General features: G+C 47.0%; 18 protein-coding genes. 6 read left to right on the top strand and 12 right to left on the bottom strand.

Features of this window, described 5'->3' with window-relative positions; genetic code table 11:
* The 5 genes from IAQ59_RS18830 to IAQ59_RS18810 all read right to left on the bottom strand — a co-directional run.
* Positions 1-698: HipA domain-containing protein (locus IAQ59_RS18830; RefSeq protein WP_209332397.1), on the bottom strand; the 698-nt coding region annotated here is incomplete at its 3' end.
* The gene (locus IAQ59_RS18825) at positions 691-1,026 is read right to left on the bottom strand and encodes a HipA N-terminal domain-containing protein (protein ID WP_245189706.1); all 336 of its coding nucleotides are present in this window, start codon (positions 1,024-1,026) and stop codon (positions 691-693) included. The genes IAQ59_RS18825 and IAQ59_RS18830, both read right to left, overlap by 8 nt.
* Positions 1,013-1,261: a helix-turn-helix transcriptional regulator gene (locus tag IAQ59_RS18820; protein ID WP_209332396.1), complete on the bottom strand. Its 249-nt coding sequence runs from the start codon at positions 1,259-1,261 to the stop codon at positions 1,013-1,015. The genes IAQ59_RS18825 and IAQ59_RS18820 overlap by 14 nt, the downstream gene beginning before the upstream one ends.
* 555 nt (positions 1,262-1,816) lie before the next feature.
* Complete coding sequence (gene pafA / locus IAQ59_RS18815; protein ID WP_209332395.1) at positions 1,817-3,463, bottom strand: alkaline phosphatase PafA; 1,647 nt, start codon at positions 3,461-3,463, stop codon at positions 1,817-1,819.
* A 55-nt stretch (positions 3,464-3,518) separates the two neighbouring features.
* Positions 3,519-4,154, bottom strand: coding sequence for a carboxypeptidase-like regulatory domain-containing protein (locus tag IAQ59_RS18810; RefSeq protein ID WP_425342622.1), 636 nt, complete (start codon positions 4,152-4,154; stop codon positions 3,519-3,521).
* A 149-nt stretch (positions 4,155-4,303) separates the two neighbouring features.
* On the opposite strand from IAQ59_RS18810, the gene IAQ59_RS18805 reads away from it, so the two are divergent.
* The 3 genes from IAQ59_RS18805 (at position 4,304) to pruA (ending at position 7,224) form a co-directional block, all read left to right on the top strand.
* Positions 4,304-4,687: an ArsR/SmtB family transcription factor gene (locus IAQ59_RS18805; RefSeq protein ID WP_209332393.1), complete on the top strand. Its 384-nt coding sequence runs from the start codon at positions 4,304-4,306 to the stop codon at positions 4,685-4,687.
* Positions 4,688-4,693: 6 nt separating this feature from the next.
* Positions 4,694-5,392: a YjjG family noncanonical pyrimidine nucleotidase gene (locus tag IAQ59_RS18800; RefSeq protein ID WP_209332392.1), complete on the top strand. Its 699-nt coding sequence runs from the start codon at positions 4,694-4,696 to the stop codon at positions 5,390-5,392.
* A 194-nt stretch (positions 5,393-5,586) separates the two neighbouring features.
* Entirely contained in the window at positions 5,587-7,224 is a 1,638-nt protein-coding gene (gene pruA / locus IAQ59_RS18795) for an L-glutamate gamma-semialdehyde dehydrogenase (RefSeq protein ID WP_209332391.1), read from the top strand.
* Positions 7,225-7,292: 68 nt separating this feature from the next.
* On the opposite strand, the gene IAQ59_RS18790 is transcribed toward pruA, so the two are convergent.
* The 6 genes from IAQ59_RS18790 to IAQ59_RS18765 all read right to left on the bottom strand — a co-directional run bounded on the left by IAQ59_RS18790 (position 7,293) and on the right by IAQ59_RS18765 (position 13,400).
* Complete coding sequence (locus tag IAQ59_RS18790; protein ID WP_209332390.1) at positions 7,293-7,895, bottom strand: alpha/beta hydrolase; 603 nt, start codon at positions 7,893-7,895, stop codon at positions 7,293-7,295.
* Positions 7,892-8,848 carry a ring-cleaving dioxygenase gene (locus IAQ59_RS18785; RefSeq protein ID WP_209332389.1) on the bottom strand — a complete coding sequence of 319 codons (957 nt, stop codon included), beginning with the start codon at positions 8,846-8,848 and terminating at the stop codon, positions 7,892-7,894. Before IAQ59_RS18785 ends, IAQ59_RS18790 begins: the two co-directional genes overlap by 4 nt.
* A 75-nt stretch (positions 8,849-8,923) precedes the next feature.
* Positions 8,924-9,451, bottom strand: a complete 528-nt coding sequence (locus IAQ59_RS18780; RefSeq protein WP_209332388.1) for a YceI family protein — start codon at positions 9,449-9,451, stop codon at positions 8,924-8,926.
* A 107-nt stretch (positions 9,452-9,558) separates the two neighbouring features.
* Complete coding sequence (locus tag IAQ59_RS18775; protein WP_209332387.1) at positions 9,559-10,014, bottom strand: MarR family winged helix-turn-helix transcriptional regulator; 456 nt, start codon at positions 10,012-10,014, stop codon at positions 9,559-9,561.
* Positions 10,015-10,210: 196 nt separating this feature from the next.
* Entirely contained in the window at positions 10,211-12,730 is a 2,520-nt protein-coding gene (locus IAQ59_RS18770) for an ABC transporter permease (protein WP_209332386.1), read from the bottom strand.
* Positions 12,723-13,400, bottom strand: a complete 678-nt coding sequence (locus IAQ59_RS18765) for an ABC transporter ATP-binding protein (protein ID WP_209332385.1) — start codon at positions 13,398-13,400, stop codon at positions 12,723-12,725. Before IAQ59_RS18765 ends, IAQ59_RS18770 begins: the two co-directional genes overlap by 8 nt.
* 120 nt (positions 13,401-13,520) lie before the next feature.
* Between IAQ59_RS18765 and IAQ59_RS18760 the strand changes: the two genes are divergently transcribed.
* The 3 genes from IAQ59_RS18760 (at position 13,521) to IAQ59_RS18750 (ending at position 16,820) form a co-directional block, all read left to right on the top strand.
* A complete protein-coding gene (locus IAQ59_RS18760) occupies positions 13,521-14,210 on the top strand; it encodes an arylesterase (RefSeq protein WP_209332384.1) in 690 nt (229 codons plus the stop codon).
* A gap of 157 nt (positions 14,211-14,367) precedes the next feature.
* Positions 14,368-16,107: a GMC oxidoreductase gene (locus IAQ59_RS18755; RefSeq protein WP_209332383.1), complete on the top strand. Its 1,740-nt coding sequence runs from the start codon at positions 14,368-14,370 to the stop codon at positions 16,105-16,107.
* Positions 16,108-16,112: 5 nt separating this feature from the next.
* A complete protein-coding gene (locus tag IAQ59_RS18750) occupies positions 16,113-16,820 on the top strand; it encodes a gluconate 2-dehydrogenase subunit 3 family protein (RefSeq protein ID WP_209332382.1) in 708 nt (235 codons plus the stop codon).
* Positions 16,821-17,083: 263 nt separating this feature from the next.
* On the opposite strand, the gene IAQ59_RS18745 is transcribed toward IAQ59_RS18750, so the two are convergent.
* Positions 17,084-18,853, bottom strand: a complete 1,770-nt coding sequence (locus IAQ59_RS18745) for a formylglycine-generating enzyme family protein (protein ID WP_209332381.1) — start codon at positions 18,851-18,853, stop codon at positions 17,084-17,086.
* Positions 18,854-18,859 lie beyond the last annotated feature (6 nt).

The raw sequence follows: 18,859 nt of genomic DNA, 5'->3' as shown, positions 1-18,859 counted from the left end.
AACTGGGCAGCTACCATGTCATAGGCGGGACTCAGGTTGTATCCCTTTTTTGGGTCCTTAAAGAGAGAGAAGTTTTTCAGGTGCATGTCATTGTTACCGGTAAGGAAACAAAATACAACTTGCTCAAAGAAGTTGATGATATCAAATCCGGGATTGGTCGAAAAGTGAACCAGTGCTTTTCCAATCTGTTCATAAGAACCTCGGTACTTCGATTCTGTTAACCGTTCGGTAAGTTGGCACATGTCTTCCATGTGGAATTTTTGCTTTCCTTTTCTATCAATTCGGCGTGTGATGTAAGAAAGCTCACCTGACTTTAAGCGGATTAAGGTATGCGGAACGGTTCTTATTCCGGCTATAGCTGCCAGATGCATCGTGAGGTCTTCTAGCTCGGGCAAACTTGGATAATGTTCACTCGGCGGTTTCAATATGTATCCGCCCCAAACACCCATAATAGTCATTTTTTGAGGCTTATCTTTTTCGGTCATGTTTTCCAGCCCTAAGGAAAGCTTTGCCTGTACGCCGGTTACTGAGGACTGACTCTGTATTACCTTTTCAGCCAGTTCCAGCATTTGATCATTGGTATAGTCCAATAGGGGAGGAACAGGCTTACCAAATATTTTTTTGCTGCATTTTGAGTGAAAGTCTATTTCTTCTCCACTCAGTTCCTTATAACAATATAGACAGCAATTTTTACTCATCTTCTTTTTCTTCTTCCATTGGTTCAATGCTCACTGCACCAATGCAGTCGTGGCATGTTTTTAGTAACAAACCCATCCGATCACGTGCACTTAGTTTCCAGTTTCTTTCAGCAATATTCAATAACCACCCTTCCGGTATCAGACCATCAAAAAAAGGAAAGAGCACTTTATCCTGAAACGGCTTTTCTTGTAGCGGAAGCGTCAAACTTACAGGCTCTGCATTATCTCTTTTCAGATAAACATCCCGGTATTGAAAATGATATCCTTCCTCATCTTCTTGCAGGATTCCTGCCCAATCTTTGTGCATAAATATTTTAGCCTTTCTCATGGATCAGTTTATTGCGGTTTATTGGCACCGGACCGAGTTCATAACCAAACAATACCAATACCTGGTTGACCTTATCCTTTTGGAGGGTGGGTTTATCACGTTCTAATTCACGTACAAAACGTAACCCCACACCAGCTTTGTCTGCCAGATCGTGTTGAGTAAGCCCCAGTTCCTTTCTCTTGGCTTTTACAAAGCTGCTTAAGGGTAAAGCAGAATGGTTATTTCCGGTATTCATTAGTATATTATTTACCCGTTCGGGTACAAATATATGTATATTACGTGATTACATACCCTGTCGGGTACAAAAATGTTTCTTCGGCTGCAAATTGTACCCATAAGGGTGTAATATCATCGAAAATTTTCTTGGGAACCAGAGATAAAAGTTGGGCTATAATAGATAGTCCGGACAACAAAAAATAGTTGATCAAAGATTATGATTCTCAAAGATAGGTGTTAATTAGATTTCCTAATAATCAAATATCACCACATTCGGATCTTTGTCTGGTTATATGCAAATCTCTTTAAATGAATCCTAATTTGGTAAAAATGAGCAATATATCCAACTAAGATTTAAATAATACTTAAAAAAAATCGCGGACCCTTTTTTTAGCCCTTGCGGGGGGATTTGCTGAGGGTCATTTAGCCAAACAAAACTGCCACAGCCAAAGAAGGAAACGAGCAATGCATGACCCGTAAGTAAAATGGAATAGTTGCTTACTGCGGTAAAAAGGAGAAAAATGCCCAACTGGATATCGTCGGGCATTCTTTATGAAATCGGCTTTCTTGAACTCTATTCTCTGCCGAAGATCTCCCCAATAGGCTGCCCGGTAGCCCCGTTAGGCAGCCTGGTATGCAGTAGCATGGCCAAGGTGGGGGCAATGTCCGTTACAGTGGCATACCTCGTGCTGAAGCCTGGGGTGATGTTCCAGCCATAGAATACAATAGGCACGTTCGTATCGTAGGTGTAGCCTGTTCCATGGGTAGTGCCCCTAGTCGAGTTGGTGAGCCAAGCGGCATCCAATATCAGTAACACATCTCCGGAAGCCTTGTGGTTATACCCCATTTGCAGCAGGTTTTTTCTACCCGTGGTATATTCCAGTCTTTTCATGTCATCTGCTGTATAGGTTTCTTTGATTCCATCAAATCTTAACAGAAAATCGGCGATATCCCGCTGCATAGCCGCTAGATCTAAGCCCTTTTCTTTGATCAACTGGTGGTTTAGGAAAAGTTGCTCGTTGGAGAAATTTTCGATCCAATCACCACTTCCGTATTTTTCATTGGTATAGCCTCTAAGTTGGGTCATCACAAACCGGGTGTTCAAGCTTCCGGCCGGAATGTTCTCACTTTGCATATAACGTACTACATCGGCGACTCCATGGTCTGCAGATAGGAAAACGAGGTATTCTCCCACACCGATCACCTTGTCCAGGTGCGCAAAAAATGCCGCTAGCTCCTGGTCCAATCTTAAGTAGGTATCTTCCAATTCAATGGAGGAGGGTCCGAAGGCATGGCCTACATAGTCCGTAGAAGAAAAGCTTATTGCCAAGAAATCGGTGTCACCTCGTTGGCCCAGCGATTCCCCCTCCAGTGCCGCATACGCCAAGTCAAGGGTCAAGGTATTGCCAAATGGTGTACCGCTGATCATCCCAAGCCCACCGTTATTTTCCATGAGTTCCGGAAGGACGTAGGGGAATACGGGTGCCTCTTTGCCGATAGGTGGGGATTCAAACTCATTGTCATCCTCCACACTTTGTCGATACGATTCAATAGGAAAGAGAGTCTCCCAAGTTTGACTGAGGTATTTGGCAGGCAATTTACGGGCATTAAAATCCCGAACCCATTTGGGAAGTTCGTTTCCATAATAGGTGCTGTTCATAAACTCCCCAGTTCGGCCGTCGTACCAATAAGCATCTCCCAAGTGTCCTGCTGGAAGTGCAGCACCTCGGTCTTTCAGGGCGATGCCTACTACTTTGGAGCGTTTATTGGTTGCAAATCGCAATTCGTCGGTGATGGTGGTGGTCAACATGTTGCGGGGCGAAATTTTGCCGGCCTTTTCGCTACCGCCCACTGCTGTCACGGTACTGTCTTCCGCGCAATAGACGGTTCTTCCCAGTTTTCGAACATACCAATCATTGGCAATGATGCCATGGCTGGCCGGCGTTGCTCCGGTATATACAGAGGCATGGCCGGGTCCGGTGTAGGTGGGGATGTAATTATAGTGCCCATTTTTCATCATGAAGCCCTCGTTCATGAGGCGTTTAAAGCCACCATCCACGTAGCGGTCATAATATTTGTAAAAGTACTCTTGGCGCATCTGATCCACTACAATGCCCACCACGAGCTTTGGGCGGGCCAATTTTTCCGCTGATTCGGAGGTTTGTGCAGTGACTGCCCATGGCAATAACGCCAGCATCAAGCAGGGTAGGTATTTTTTCATTCGGTAATGGTGGTTATTAGAGCGCCCAAAGGTAGCTTTTCTTTGACGAAAAGAGCTAATCTTTGTTCTTTAAGTCCCCCCTTTTGATAGATTGGATAAATTGGGACCAGGCGAATGGATTTAGTAGAGGCAAGGGTCGTGGCCCGTATCGGTCCATCGTTTGCATCATCTGTTGATTGGTAAACTGACGGAAGTTTTCGTTCCCTGAAGCAGGCATTTCCTCAGCCCACCTCAAAAGTAGTTGTGGGCTTAAGTTTCCGCGGTTGAGTTGTATTTCGTCGTCGATATTCAGTGCCAAAACGGCATTCTTAAATTCTTCCTCCGTAGGGTAGGGCATAACCTCCACCTCTGACAGCGCATATTCGTCTTCGATCATTGTCAGGATATAGCTTATTTTATCTTCCTCGATATCCTCTGGAATTTTCAAGGATTGGCGTTTCAGTCCGATAAAGGAAAATACCACGCTGTCACCTGCGACTACCGGCATAGAGAAATAGCCGTACCGGTTACTACTGGTACCCCTTCCTTTGCGGGGGACGTAAATATTTACTCCCGGAATGGCTACGGTACTGTCCCCATTAAGTATAACCCCCGAGAGCTGCACGATTTTTCGCGTTGGTTCATCTTGGGCAAATGCATTAGGGACAGCCGTAGCGAAGAATAAAAGGATGACAATAAGGTGGATAGAAATACGTTTCACGTTTTGATCGGTTCTTATGATATCGTAACGGTATTTTTACGCGGGTGTTCCCCGCTTGAGGCGGAATTAAGCGCCATAGTTACGTTATTTTCGCCTGTTTTTAGTAATTTGACTGGATTTTGATTGTTAAAAATAATTAAATGCGGCTAAAAAACATAAGTTTAAATTACGGAATGCGGGTTTTTAAGGCACTTTCAGAGGAACCAAGGGTGCGAATACTCCATTTGCTCATGCAAAACAAGGAAATGAGTATCTCCGACTTAGAGCATATACTTGACTTTACACAGACAAAGACGAGCAGGCACATCACGTACCTGAAAAATGCCGGACTGGTGGCGAGCAAAAAGCGGGATCAATGGACGTTTTATTACCTTTTGGACGAGGCGGTAGAAATCATTCAACAGATTTTTAAGTTTATACAAAAGGACAGCAACCTAATTCGGGACCAGGAAATATATGAGATCCTATTTTCTAACCGGGAACTGGCCAAAAACAAAATCCAAGACAATAAGTACGGATCGTGATTATTTATGGCAAAGGCATATCACCACCTTTTTTTCGACCTTGATCATACCCTTTGGGACTACGACCGCAACGTGGCGGAATCCCTGTCAGAACTGTTTCAAATCTACTGCCTACAGGACCGGGGTGTTCCGGGCTTTGATGCGTTGTTTCAAGCATTTGAGGAGGTCAACTATGAGCTTTGGGATAGGTACAATATCGGAACGATCACAAAGGAAGCCTTGAGGGCCACTCGTTTTCGAAGCATTTTTGAGCGCTTGGGGGCTAATCCCGATCATGTTCCGGTGGAGATGGAGGCAGACTTTCTTACCCGTACTTCCTCCAAATCCCACGTGTTTCCGGATGCGTTTGAAGTCTTGGATTACCTTGCGGGGAAATATCCCATGCATATCATCACCAATGGATTTAACGAGAGTCAAGGCCTGAAGCTGAGGTCGTCGGGTTTGGAGCGGTATTTTCAGCTAATCATTACTTCGGAGACTACTGGGTACAGAAAGCCGGACCGACGGATCTTTGACCATGCACTTGGTTCATTGGGCGCCCTGCCTGGAGAGTGTGTGATGGTCGGAGATAATCCCCAATCCGATATTTTAGGTGCCTTGAATGCTGGAATCGATCAGGTATTCTTTAATCCCAAAAACGCTGCGTGCCCGATAACGCCAACTTATACCGTAAGTAGCCTAAAAGAGCTCATTGGCATCTTGTGAGGTTTACGCAGCATCTGGGATGTTCCCCGTTCGCCTTGCTTGAATGTATTAGGAAAATAGTGGAATAAGGCAGGGAAGCATTAATGGATACGGACACCCCGTTTTGGTGCCGCAGGGATGGATTCTGGCCCTTCCCACAGATTCTTTGTATATTTGACTCCTTATCGAATTGAAAAACTAAACCACTTCATACTATGCTAAAAGGTTTTTTTAATGTACCCGAACCCATCAACGAGCCCATACGGAGCTATGCGCCAGGTAGCCAAGACAGGTCTGCCCTACAGGCTGCTCTGAAGGAGGCAAGAGGCAAAGTGGTAGACATACCGATGTATATCGGTTCAGAGGAAGTACGGACGGGAAATAAGATAGCCCTAAGCCCGCCCCACGACCACCAACACCTCTTGGGCCATTTCCATGAGGGGGATGCCTCCCACGTGGAGCAGGCTATTCAGGCAGCGTTGGGAGCAAAGTATGCCTGGGAAAACATGCAATGGGAGCAACGGGCGGCCATCTTTCTCAAGGCGGCAGAGTTGATAGCAGGTCCCTATCGGGACAAACTCAACGCTGCTACGATGTTGGGGCAGTCAAAGAACGCGTTCCAAGCAGAGATAGACGCAGCTTGCGAGACAGTGGACTTTTTGCGGTTCAACGTAAAATACATGACCGAAATTTATGCCCAACAGCCTCCACGAAACGAGCAGGGTGTATGGAACCGAGTAGAACAGCGTCCACTGGAGGGCTTCGTCTTTGCACTTACTCCCTTTAATTTCACCGCGATCGCCGGCAACCTGCCGGCTGCCCCGGCCATGATGGGAAATACGGTGGTGTGGAAGCCTGCCTATACCCAGGTTTATTCTGCCAATGTTCTCATGGAGGTGTTTCGTGCTGCAGGTGTGCCAGATGGCGTGATTAACCTGATCTATGTGGATGGGCCAGCGGCGGGCGAGGTCATTTTTAATCACCCAGATTTCGCAGGCATACATTTTACCGGGTCCACCGCGGTATTCCAAACTATTTGGAAAACGATTGGAAACAATATACACCGTTACAAAACCTATCCCCGGATTGTTGGAGAGACAGGGGGGAAGGACTTTGTGATTGCGCACAAATCGGCAGATCCTAGGGCAGTGGCCACCGCACTGGCTAGGGGTGCGTTTGAATTTCAGGGGCAGAAGTGCTCTGCAGCCTCCAGGGCCTACATTCCTTCAAACCTGTGGGACCAGGTAAAAGGCTTCCTACTGGAAGACTTGGCAAGCATGAAAATGGGAGGAACAGAAGATTTCACGAATTTTATCAATGCCGTCATTGACGAAAAGGCATTTGACAAGATTACGGGCTACATAGCCGAAGCGAAGGAGGCACCCGGTGTGGAGGTCCTTGCAGGCGGTACCTATGACAAGTCAACGGGCTATTTCATTGCGCCTACGGTCCTTCTCGTACAGGATCCGATGTATAAGACCATGCAGGAAGAAATCTTCGGTCCAGTACTGACGGTGTATGTGTACCATGCAGAACATTACGAAGAAGCGTTGGAATTGGTGGATCAAACCTCTCCCTACGGCCTCACCGGTGCGGTGTTCTCCCGGGATCGCTACGCAGTGGAGCTGGCCACACAGAAGCTAAGGCATGCGGCGGGTAATTTCTACATCAACGACAAGCCCACGGGGGCGGTAGTGGGGCAGCAGCCATTTGGTGGGTCCCGTGCATCCGGCACCAACGACAAAGCTGGATCCATGATAAACTTGCTCCGTTGGGTGAGTCCCCGTACGCTTAAAGAGACATTTGTCAGTCCAACCGATTACCGGTACCCATTTTTGGGGAAAGATTCGTAATCTGAAAAACTCAAAAGGGCCTTCCGGATTTCCGGTAGGGCCCTTTTTGATAGGTAAAATATAGTGGTTTAGGATAGGATATGTTGGTTTACCCACTTGATTTCATCCTCTCGGATCGTGTGGTAATTGTCTGGGAAAATAGCCTTGTGAACTTTCGCATTCATGGACTGAAGAAGCAGTTCAGTCTCTTCGATACGGGAAAGCGGCACATGCATATCTTTATGGCTAGCGCCGATGAATAGGGGTGTTTGCGCAAAGTCTCCCTTGTACCTAGTGGTATCTAGTTTTTCACCGATAAGTCCTCCGGTAAACGCAATGATGCCTCCATAGGACGCTGCGTTCCGCGTGGTATATTCCAATGTGAGGCAGGCGCCTTGCGAGAATCCGATCAAATAGAGCTGTTCTTTGGACTTACCCTGCGCGATGCAGGAGGCTACCACTTGGTCTATCTGGTTCAAGGCACGGTCTAAGTGTGGCTGATTCTGGCTTATGGGTGCCATAAAACTGTAGGGGTACCACGTGTTCCCCGGAGCTTCTGGAGCCAAAAGGGCAAATCCGGTCAGGTTCAGGTAATCTGCCAACCCCAAGATTTGCTGAGCGGTAGATCCCCTGCCATGTACCAGAATGCCTACTTTTTCGGCCTCTAGTAAGCTTGTTCCTCGATGCATCATTCTACAGGTGGATTTGAAGGTGAAACTTGGATGGGAGGCAGACTTTTTTCTATTTTTTGCCGGTGAGGTTCTGCCCACTCGGGCAGTTTCAGTTTTTGGCCCAGTTCGGACACCGGTTCGTCGATGGCGAATCCGGGCTCGTCTGTAGCCACTTCAAAGAGAATACCGCCCGGCTCCCGGAAATAGATTGACTGGAAATAATTTCTGTCTTTAATTTCGGTAACCTGTTGGCCATATTGCCAAAGCCGTTGCTGCATCTCCCGCTGTGAAGCCTCGTTTTCGGTCCGGAACGCAATGTGGTGCACGGTGCCTGCACTTTGTACCGAGCGTGAAGCTGGTTGGTTGATGACTATGTCGATAATATCTCCAGGATTGCCTTTGGTCCCGAATCGAAAGCGGTTTTTTTCCTCTCCGATGAGTCGGTAGTCCATCGCCTCCGTGAGGAGATCGGCTGTTAGTTGCTGGGCCCGAAGGTTGAGCGTGGCGCTGTGAAATCCCTTTATCGCAAATTCAGCGGGAATCGGTCCGCCGGTCCAGCCATTTCGGTCATCGCTGCCGGTCGCTATTAGCTCTATGCCCATCCCATCGTGGTCTTCAAAGCACTGCAGCTTTTCCCCAAACCGTTCCAATTCGGTGGAAAGGGTAAACCCAAGACCTGTTAGGCGTTCTTGCCAAAATGGCAGGGCGTCCTTTGGCACGGAAAAGGCCGTATACGTTGTCTCTCCTACACCTTTCTGGCCTTTTCTGGCACCGGGGAAGGGAAAAAAGGTTAGGATAGTTCCTGGCGATCCTGTTTCATCTCCAAAGTAGAAATGATAGACATCTGGCGCGTCGAAGTTGATCGTTTTCTTAACCAACCGCAATCCAAGTATCCCCGTATAGAAATCCACATTTTTTTGAGGATCGCTGGCTAACGCGGTGATATGATGTATGCCTGTGATAAGCGCTTCCATGACCTTATGGGTTTGGGTAAGAGATAAAGAGATAAGAAACCCGGGCCACTGAGGAGGGACCCGGGTCTGTGCGTTTTATTGTTTAACCAATTGGATGCTTGCGATGATTTTCACTTCGTCACCTACCACCACGCTTCCGGCTTCGGTCACGGCGTTCCAAGTAAGGCCATAAGCTTTTCTACTTACTTTACCTGTGATTTCAAAGCCCGCTTTGGTATTTCCATAGGGGTCACCGGCAACACCACCAAACTCTACGGCCAACTCTACTGGCAGGGTAGTCTCCCGGATTTTAAGATCACCTTTCAATACGTAGTCTTCGCCGTTTTTGGAAAGAACTCCGTTTGAAAAAACCAGCTTGGGATTGGTTGCCGCGTCGAAAAAGTCCGCTGACTTCAAGTGTGCGTCCCTGTCGGACTGATTGGTGTCAATGCTGTCTATGTCTGCGCTGAACTCGATTTTTCCACCGACAAAGTCGTCACTATCAGCTTCTGCAGATCCCTCAAACTTGCGAAAATAGCCCGTTACAGTAGAGATCACTAGGTGCTTTACTTTAAATGATACCTCTGAATGGGTAGGGTCGATAATCCATTTTTTTGTGCTCATGATTTTTAAATTATGTGTGAATGTTTATTTTGATTGAAATTTTAGATAATTTTTTCTATAATGATGTTTAAACAAAAAATGTGTGTACATGTAAAATGACAAATGAGTTATTCTACTCGGAGTTTGTCAAGTAGTTCGTTTAAGACCTCTACTTCCTCTACCGAAAGCGAAATCACGTTTTTATTGAATTGATTGATTTCTTCTTCCAAGACCTGCAACAGCTCCAGTCCTTTATCTGTGATGGTGATGTCAACCTGTCTTCTATCCGAGGCACATTCCTCCCGGTGTACCAGTCCCTTGTTTTTGAGTTTTTCCACTAGCCTGGAGGCGTTGGACATTCTATTCAGCATGCGGTCCTGTATGGAGGATACGGTAATGGGTTCGGGATGTTTCCCACGCAAAATACGTAGGACGTTATACTGCTCAGGCGAAATGTCAAAAGGCCTAAACAATTTGTTTTGCCGCGTTTCCAGGTAGCTGTTCGTAAACAAAATATTGACTACAGCCTTATTGTAGGGGTCTTTGAACACTCGCTGCTGTATAGATTCCTCCAGTCTTGCCATTATCTTGTAAATGTATTTAATGTATATACATAGAAGATAGCAAAAAGGTTTCAAACAACGGTTGTTTTTTGTTATTTTTTCCAAAAACCACTATTCTGCTGGTTCCCACACCATCACTTCTATAGCAAGACCCAGACCTTTGGATCGTCCAAAACGCCAATAGGATGCAGACTAGCTTTCGCAGGGGCACGTTACATTACGTTCGCAAAACCTCCATGGTCGGTGTTTTCAAGATATCCTTGCCGTTCCACCAGCCCAAAAGGACCGTAATCGCCGTAATGGCACCATACACAGCGGCCAACAGGATCCATTCTACGCGAAATGGGATTTCAAATAAGTAAACGCTTAGCAGGAACGCAGCCAAAAGTGAAAGCAGTATGCCACTCAATGCTGCCAGACTACCCAGAAAGAGGTATTCGAGTGTGTTGATTTGCACCAAGAGTTGCTTTTGTGCACCGATCGTTTTGAGGAGAATGGTTTCTTTGATTCGTTGGTATTTGCTGATGATCAGTGAGCTTATCAGTACAAGAATGCCAGTGACAATACTGAATAGCGCCATAAATTGAATCACAAAGCTAATTTTTCCCAGAATATCTTCCAGGGTTTCCACGATAGTGCTTAGGTTGATGACCGACACATTGGGGAAGTTTTGGACCATTTGGTTTTGCACCCTCCCTGCCTGCACATCGCTGTCAGTCTTGGTCACCACCACATGAAACTTGGGGGCATTGGTAAGGACATTATCGGGGAAGAGCACCAAGAAGTTGGTGGAAACCTGTCGGAAGTTCACTTCCCGCATGCTTCCGATATACGTTTTTATCGGGCGTCCCTGCACATTAAAGACCATTTCATCGCCAAGCTGTAGTCCGGCTCGGGAGGCATATCCTTTGTCCAAGGAGACAAATATGCTGTCTCCGGGTTGTTTGTAAGGGCGGAGTTCGCCGTCCGTCAGCCGTTCGGAACGTATCAGCGAGTCACGGTAGGTAACTCGAAATTCCCGGTTATACAGTCGTCTGGACCTTCTTTCTTCTTCGGGAAGGGCTTCATTGTCTTTTTTGGTGATACCGTTTACCGAAGTAAGCCCCATGGTAACGATGGGTACCTGTTGGAGAATAGGTAGGCCTTGTTCCCTGAGTTGCTGGCTTACCGCCTCTACCTGTTGCGTTTGAATGTCGAAGAAGAGCATGTTTGGCTGGTCTTCTTTGTCTGCAAACTTTACCTCGTCCAATAATTGATATTGCACAAAAAAGAGGGTGGAGATCATCGCGGTGCCCAATCCAATGGTAGCTATCAGTGAAACGGTTTGGTTGTTCGGCCTATATAAATTGGCCAGCGACTGCCGCGCAGGATAAGATAGTGAAAGTGGCAGCCACCTTCGAATACCTTTCATAATCGCAAGTGCGAAAAGCCAAAGTACGCCAAATGCAAAAAAAACAAAACCTGTAAACCAAAGTGTTTGCTCCCAATCCCTGAGGAGAAAAAAACTAAATCCACCCAAAAAGACCGCTATTGCGCCTACTACCGCCCAGCGGGTCGGATCCTTGGCAAAGCTCCTGCTTCCTGCCTCGGGCCGTAGTGTCATCATCGGCGATACCGTTCGGATCTTCAGCAAAGGAATCAATGCAAAAAGCATGGATATCAGGATCCCGGTAACTACTCCGAGCGAAATCGAGGCCCAAGAAACCTCTACGGTGACATCAACCGGCAAAAAGTCTTGAAAGACGCTGGGTAAAATAAATTGAAGCCCGGTACCCAATGCGGCTCCGGCAACGGATCCAATTATACCCATCAGAAATATTTGACAGAGGTAGATGGCGAATATTTGACCTGATGATACACCCAGGCACCGAAGTACCGCTACGGCGGGCAGTTTCTCCTTCACAAAAACATTCACGGCACTGGCCACGCCCACACAGCCAAGCAATACGGCTATAAAGGCCACCAAGCTTAGGAAGTTTCCAAGGTTTTTAAAAGAGTTTCCGGTGGATTCCTTTCGGCTTTCTACAGTTTCGAATCGTATGTTGTCCTCTTCCCATCGGTCTTTATATACATCAATAAATGCTTGTGGATCGGTGTCAGGGTTCAGTGCGTAGTATAACTCGTAGTTTACCCTGCTGCCATATTGCACCAAGCCGGTTTCCTCCAGGGTCTCCATCGGAATGTACACAGCGGGCGCCACCGTGGCTGTAATACCGGTCTGTCCGGGTACATTGTGCAGGGCACCGGCGATTACATAGGTAACTGCTCCCACCTTTATGGAATCACCTACCTCGGCCTCAAATTGGGCTAATAGAAGGTTTTCTACCAAGGCCTTTTTCCCTCCAGAGCGAAAGGACGCTTCTCCAAGGGAAGGCTCCACATCAAAGCTGCCATAAAAGGGAAATGCCCCTTCTAATGCACGAATCTGCGTGAGTCGGCTTTCTCCTTTACCAACAAAGGAAACCATGGAGGCGAAGTTAATTTCCATGGCCTGACTTAAGATGCTACTATCGGCTTCAGGTCCTTCAAATGGCTGATTATTGCTCAGCACCAAGTCAGCTCCGAGCAGTTCTTTGGCTTGGCGTTCAATGTCTTGGGTAAGGTTGTCCCCGAAGGAGCTAATGGCTACCAGGGCCGCTATCCCAACCAATATGGAAGAAATGAAAAGTGCCAGCTTGGATCCGTTTTTTCGGAAATCCCGCATGGCCATCAGGAAAGTCCATTTCAAATCAGCCATAGGAAACCTCCTGGATTTTGCCGCCTTTGATAGAAATGATCTGTTGGGTGCGTTCCGCTAATTGGGGATCGTGCGTCACGAGTATGAGGGTGGTCCCCTTCTCTTTGTTTAATTGGAAGATGAGGTTTTCGATCATATCTCCCGTTTCTGTGTCCAGGTTTCCAGTGGGTTCATCGGCAAAGAGAATTTTAGGTTCATTGGCAAATGCTCGGGCGATGGAAACCCGCTGTTGCTCCCCTCCGGAGAGTTGGGATGGATAGTGGGTTAAGCGATCGCCGAGGCCCACTTGGTTTAACAGTACTTCTGCTTGGTGCCTGGCATCTTTCCGTTTTTTCAACTCCATGGGCACCATCACGTTTTCCAGCGCAGTAAGTGTGGGCAGCAGCTGGAAATTTTGGAAAATAAAGCCAACCGATTCATTTCGGACTTTCGCCCGCTCATCCTCGGAGAGATTTTCCAAGGCTTTGCCAACAAGTTTTACAGACCCTCCACTGGCGGTGTCCAGTCCGGCACATAATCCAAGTAGCGTAGTCTTTCCGCTTCCCGAAGGTCCTACGATCGCCATGGTTGCACCGGCGTTGACCTCAAAATTGACATTATCCAAAACAGTCAGCTTTCGGCTACCGCTTTGGTAGGTTTTTGTCAGGTTGGTTACGGAAAGTATGCTCATGTCTCTCTATTCAATAAGATTGTTTGTGTTCTAACACGTTAGGATCACCATTTAGTTTGTTTAAATTGGTAGATTCCTTTAATTATGTTCAAATTTACAATAACAAAGGAAACAAGGTATATGAGAGTTGTGGTAAATTTATGGTTGGGTTTTACAGTAGGAGTGCTGATGTCCGGCATGGTTGGGTGCACTTCGCCGAAAAGTCAGGAAGAAAGCAGGAATGATACCGGGAGAGTTGAAGAGATTATCGTGGAGGAGGATCGCCCTTTGATCTTGTTTTTTGGAAATAGCCTCACCGCAGGCTATGGGCTGGAGGAAGACGAGGCATTTCCCGCATTGATACAGGAGAAAATAGACCGTGAGGGATTGGCCTACCGCGTAGTAAATGGAGGCCTCAGTGGAGAAACCACCGCTTCAGGCCTGAACCGCCTGGATTGGTTTTTGGAAGAAGCGCCGGCGGTGTTTGTTTTGGAGTTGGGCGGAAATGACGGCCTCAGGGGTATCCCGGTGGAGGAAACCCGTAGCAACCTGAAGAAAATTATCCAGAAGGTGAAGGAAAGCTATCCCGAAACCTATATTCTATTGGCAGGCATGCAGATTCCACCCAATATGGGACAGGAATATACGTCGGCATTCAGCGGGATGTATGAGGAGGTTGCGGAGGAGGACCAAGTCGCACTGATCCCTTTTCTGTTGGAGGGGGTAGCGGGGGATCCCGAGCTCAACCTGCCAGACGGTATCCATCCGACGGCTGAGGGCCATGTGATTGTAGCGGAGACCGTCTGGGAATATGTCAGGCGCGTTCTGTAGTGATACGTAGATCAATGGCTGTGAAGGCAATGCGGTAAAACGTTGGATCTAGATAGTCTTTTTTTCATCTACGAAGTATAACCGTTGATGACAATGGTTTTTTTTATATCGAAATTTTGTATTAATTTTTCCAGAATTTAAAAAAACTAAAAGAAGAATGAGTATACAGATAATGGCTTCTGGCGAGGAATACGATGCAATCATTGTAGGATCCGGCGCGGGAGGTGGTATGGCTTCCAAAATATTGGCCGAGGCTGGTCTAGCCGTGGCTGTGGTGGAGGCCGGAGCTGATTTTGATCCAGCATTGGACGAGCACCGTACCCAATTACGTTTTCCATGGGAATCTCCCCGCAGGGGGGCGGGGACCGTCCGCCCTTTTGGCGACTTTGATGCGGCAATTGGGGGATGGGAAATAGATGGCGAGCCCTACACCCGGGGAAAGGACAGCGAATTCGATTGGTTTAGATCGCGTATGCTTGGTGGTCGTACCAACCACTGGGGCAGGATATCGCTTCGGTTTGGTCCGTTGGATTTTAAACGGAAGGATCTGGATGGGATGGGTGACAATTGGCCTATCGGCTACGACGACTTAAAGCCCTATTATGACCGGGTGGATAAATTGATCGGTGTATTTGGTTCGAAAGAGGGCATTCACAACGAACCGGACGGTTATTTTCTCCCTCCTCCAAAGCCCCGATTGCATGAACTGTACATACAACGGGGCGCCAAGAAGGCAAATATCCCCATTATTCCTTCCCGTCTATCCATATTAACCCGTCCGGTAAACAATGACCGAGGGGTTTGTTTTTTCTGTAGTCAGTGTAACAGGGCTTGTCAGGTTTACGGAGATTTTTCGGCCGGTACCTGCTTGGTAAAGCCGGCCATGAGAAAGGGTAAGGTGGATCTGTATACCCATGCCATGGTGCGGAAGGTGACCACCGATGATAAAGGCGAGGCCACAGGTGTATCCTATGTCAGCAAGATAGACATGAAGGAATACAAGCTTCGATCTCGGGTAGTTGTGCTTGGCGCGTCTGCGTGTGAGTCTGCGCGTATTATGCTAAATTCCAAATCCAAGACCCATCCAAACGGAATTGGAAACGGGACCGGCTATGTGGGTCGGTACCTGCACGATTCTACCGGTGCCGACCGCATGGGCATCATGCCTGAGCTTATGAATCGGGATCGGTACAATGAGGATGGTGTGGGCGGTATGCATATTTACACTCCTTGGTGGTTGAATGAGAAGGGGCTGGATTTTGCCAGGGGATACCACATTGAATATTGGGGAGGCATGGGAATGCCTTCGTATGGATTTGGTGGCGGAATGGATACCATGCGTAAATACATCAAGGATGAATTCGGAAACCCGAGCCCGGCGGGAGGCTATGGTGAGGGGCTGAAAAAGGATATCCGTACGTTCTACGGCAGTACAGTGGGTATGTCCGGCAGGGGAGAGAGCATCCCGCAGTATTCCAATTATTGCGAGATCGACAACAATGTAGTTGACAAGTATGGGATACCGGTACTGAAGTTCCATTACAAGTGGACAGACCAAGAACTAAAGCAGGCCAAGCACATGCACGACACCTTTGAGGAGATCTTAACAAGCATGGGGGCAATCATCCTCGGCAATAAGCCAGGCCCTGAGAGTCAATATGGACTCCACAAGCCTGGAAGGATCATCCACGAGGTGGGTACCACCCGTATGGGATCCGATCCGAAAACCTCCGTGCTGAACAGCAACTGCCAAGCCCATGATTGCAAGAACCTATTCGTGGTGGATGGCGGTCCATTCGTGTCGCAGGCCGACAAGAATCCAACTTGGACCATCTTGGCCTTGTCCATGCGGACTTCGGAATACATTATCGATCAGTTGAAAAAGAAAAACATATAAACCCCATGAATAGACGCGAGAATTTAAAGCTGTTACTGGCCGGTTCGTTCGGCACCGGGCTTATTCTTTCCGGTTGTGGATCCGAAACCAATGAGTTGGCACACCAGCCCACCATAGGTGATTTCGGTAGTTACGGAAGAACTCCCGAAGAGATCAAGCACAATGATTTGCTGCAATCCACGACCTTCTTTACCGACGAAGAGCGAAAAAAATTAGAGGTATTGGTGGATATCATCATTCCGGCGGACGATGTTTCCGGCAGTGCCACCGATGCGGGCGTTCCAGATTTCATTGAATTTATGATGAAGGACATTCCGGATTATCAAACACCCATGCGTGGTGGGCTGCTTTGGTTGGACCACAAGGCCGATGAGCTATTTGGGAAAAAGTTCTTGGAAATATCCCAAGAGCAACGCCTGCAGATAATTGACGAAATCGCCTATCCCGACAAGGCCAAGCCTGAAATGCAGAGCGGTGTCCGATTTTTCAATACGCTCAGAAACCTGACGGCCACCGGTTTCTTTACCAGTGAGCTAGGTTTCAAGGATTTGGGCTACGTAGGTAACCGCCCCAATGCGTGGGATGGTGTACCAGAGGAAGTTCTTGCCAAGCACGGCCTGCAGAACGATCCCAAATACAAGGATGTGTATTTGGACATCGCCACCCGTGGCACCATTGCCCAATGGGACGATGAGGGCAATCTGGTGGGGTAACCGCTGCCACTGTTTATTCTATACAAAAAAATCCGAACGGCCTCACGCTGTTCGGATTTTTTTGTAGACGTTGATGTTACCTTGATTTTGGTTAGGTACGCTTAATCAGGTGAGTTTTATGAATACCTAAGAACACAAATATAACATCTTTACAGTGATTCACGTTCGAATTCGTTCGAGCCAGTTGCTGTCTCAGAGGCCGATAGTCACAATTTTCGTATAGCTAAGTGCCCTGCCAAATTTTTCAGATTTCGTTTATAAAATCATAGTGCCAGTCGGAATCCAACATACCAATAATAAAACTCAGGAGTGCTTCTGACTCTAAAAAAAACGCTACATATATCTTCATCGACAACTATATCTCCACCTCGAAGTACCCTTCCTGTCCTGTCCGGCCCTTCCGGATTATGGACAGGACTTGAAGTATAATCTCTCATATCATCCCGGCACCATTCACGGACATTTCCAGACATATCGTAAATGCCTATTTCATTTGGTTTTTTGCTACCAACTTCTTGGGCTTTGCTTGAGTTGCCTGCAAACCATCCAACTTCATTTAATTTGTTGCTCCCACTAAATTTAAAATTTTTGCTTTGATTACCGCCACGGGCTGCATATTCCCATTCCGCTTCGGTGGGTAAACGATAATTTTTGCCTGTTATCTGATTTAGTTTATGAATAAATTCTTGTGCCTGGCTCCATTTTACGTAATACATAGGGAATCTAGGCCCTTCAGGGAAGTCAAATGGAAATTCATAACCGCTTTTTTCATGTTGTTGCCGAGCTGTCGTACCCATAATCGCTTCCCATTGTTCCTGGGTTATTTCAAATTTTCCAATTCTGAAGTCATTCACGGTAACTTGGTGTGATGGTTTTGCATCGTCTTTACACGCTTGCTCCTCAGAAGTACACCCCATTGTAAATGTTCCTCCCTGAACAAATACCATATTCCGCTCTATTTCTTCAATTATTTGAGCCCTTGTTTTCTTTTTAATTTCTGCTATGGGCTCTTGAGTATTTGTTTTTTGGGCGGTAGAAGATATGTGGTTTTTATTTGAATTGCTATTTATATGTTTTTCGAGCATATTAACCTTTTCTTCGGCCTGTGAAGTATAAGCGCCCGATGGATGTTTCTTAATAAAATCCAGGTACCCAGCTGTACTATTGGCTCTTTGTGCGGCAGCCCAGTCTTTGGACTCAGTTGCTGCTTGTTCTTTGGCCTTGGCATCCAATACGATAGTTTCCAAGCGCTGCCCTATAATCCGGATACTATCGATCACCTCGGTATCTGCCAACAATCCATATGCCTCCTTATATTTCTCCAAGGCCTGATCCCAGTATTTCTTTTCGGCTAAAATATCAGCCTGACTTTTGGCCTTGATAAATTCATCTCTTAGCTCCTGAGAGATTTCATCTTGTTCTTCTCCTTTTGGCGTGAAGAACCAAATTCCAGCAATAATGATAATAAGCACAGGGATGGACCAAATAAGAGGAGATGCCTTTTTATTTGGAGAAGATTGTTTGACAGTTTCTACTTTGGGTGGAGGTGAGGAAACCAAAGTTTCCAATAAGCTAAAAGCATTTTCGAGATCATCCAAAGATTTTTGAAAGGCAGTCTTTATTTGATTATTAGGAGCTACTTTTAGTCCCTTTTCAAAATCCTCTTTTTTACCTTTATAAGCATCTAATAGTCTCCCTTTTGAAAAAGGCTTGCTAAGTCCGAGTATCTCCAAAGCTGCTGATTCACTGACGCGCTGTGGCTTGGAAGCTTGGACTTTTCCTTCGGGAAGATGCTCCACCGGTCCCATGCTGGGCAGTTCGCTGAGGTCTTCTTCGCTTTCCCCTCCGAAAAAGATATAGGCATCTTCCACGGCGGCAAGGCGCTTGCGGTAGAGTTCCTTTTGGTGCTCGGTAGGGGCATTGGTCAGGCGTATCTGCAGTTCGTTATAGATTTCCTGATAGGCCCTGCGGATCTCCGAGGCAGAGGCACCGGGTTCAAGATCCAGGAGTTCTAAGGCTTTTTGTTCATTCATGGTCTT

The organism is Lunatimonas salinarum, from assembly GCF_017811155.1.
GTDB lineage: Bacteria > Bacteroidota > Bacteroidia > Cytophagales > Cyclobacteriaceae > Lunatimonas > Lunatimonas salinarum.
Note: the sequence above shows the minus strand (reverse complement) of the source record. Positions and strands in the feature narration are given on the sequence as shown.

What these genes read in the sequence shown, in the direction of transcription:
- IAQ59_RS18825 (WP_245189706.1), bottom strand. Translation starts at nt 1,026, where the DNA reads ATGAGAAAGGCTAAAATATTTATGCACAAAGATTGGGCAGGAATCCTG.
- IAQ59_RS18820 (WP_209332396.1), bottom strand. Translation starts at nt 1,261, where the DNA reads ATGAATACCGGAAATAACCATTCTGCTTTACCCTTAAGCAGCTTTGTA.
- pafA (WP_209332395.1), bottom strand. Translation starts at nt 3,463, where the DNA reads ATGAAAAAATACCTACCCTGCTTGATGCTGGCGTTATTGCCATGGGCA.
- IAQ59_RS18805 (WP_209332393.1), top strand. Translation starts at nt 4,304, where the DNA reads ATGCGGCTAAAAAACATAAGTTTAAATTACGGAATGCGGGTTTTTAAG.
- IAQ59_RS18800 (WP_209332392.1), top strand. Translation starts at nt 4,694, where the DNA reads ATGGCAAAGGCATATCACCACCTTTTTTTCGACCTTGATCATACCCTT.
- pruA (WP_209332391.1), top strand. Translation starts at nt 5,587, where the DNA reads ATGCTAAAAGGTTTTTTTAATGTACCCGAACCCATCAACGAGCCCATA.
- IAQ59_RS18790 (WP_209332390.1), bottom strand. Translation starts at nt 7,895, where the DNA reads ATGATGCATCGAGGAACAAGCTTACTAGAGGCCGAAAAAGTAGGCATT.
- IAQ59_RS18785 (WP_209332389.1), bottom strand. Translation starts at nt 8,848, where the DNA reads ATGGAAGCGCTTATCACAGGCATACATCATATCACCGCGTTAGCCAGC.
- IAQ59_RS18780 (WP_209332388.1), bottom strand. Translation starts at nt 9,451, where the DNA reads ATGAGCACAAAAAAATGGATTATCGACCCTACCCATTCAGAGGTATCA.
- IAQ59_RS18775 (WP_209332387.1), bottom strand. Translation starts at nt 10,014, where the DNA reads ATGGCAAGACTGGAGGAATCTATACAGCAGCGAGTGTTCAAAGACCCC.
- IAQ59_RS18770 (WP_209332386.1), bottom strand. Translation starts at nt 12,730, where the DNA reads ATGGCTGATTTGAAATGGACTTTCCTGATGGCCATGCGGGATTTCCGA.
- IAQ59_RS18765 (WP_209332385.1), bottom strand. Translation starts at nt 13,400, where the DNA reads ATGAGCATACTTTCCGTAACCAACCTGACAAAAACCTACCAAAGCGGT.
- IAQ59_RS18760 (WP_209332384.1), top strand. Translation starts at nt 13,521, where the DNA reads ATGAGAGTTGTGGTAAATTTATGGTTGGGTTTTACAGTAGGAGTGCTG.
- IAQ59_RS18755 (WP_209332383.1), top strand. Translation starts at nt 14,368, where the DNA reads ATGAGTATACAGATAATGGCTTCTGGCGAGGAATACGATGCAATCATT.
- IAQ59_RS18750 (WP_209332382.1), top strand. Translation starts at nt 16,113, where the DNA reads ATGAATAGACGCGAGAATTTAAAGCTGTTACTGGCCGGTTCGTTCGGC.
- IAQ59_RS18745 (WP_209332381.1), bottom strand. Translation starts at nt 18,853, where the DNA reads ATGAATGAACAAAAAGCCTTAGAACTCCTGGATCTTGAACCCGGTGCC.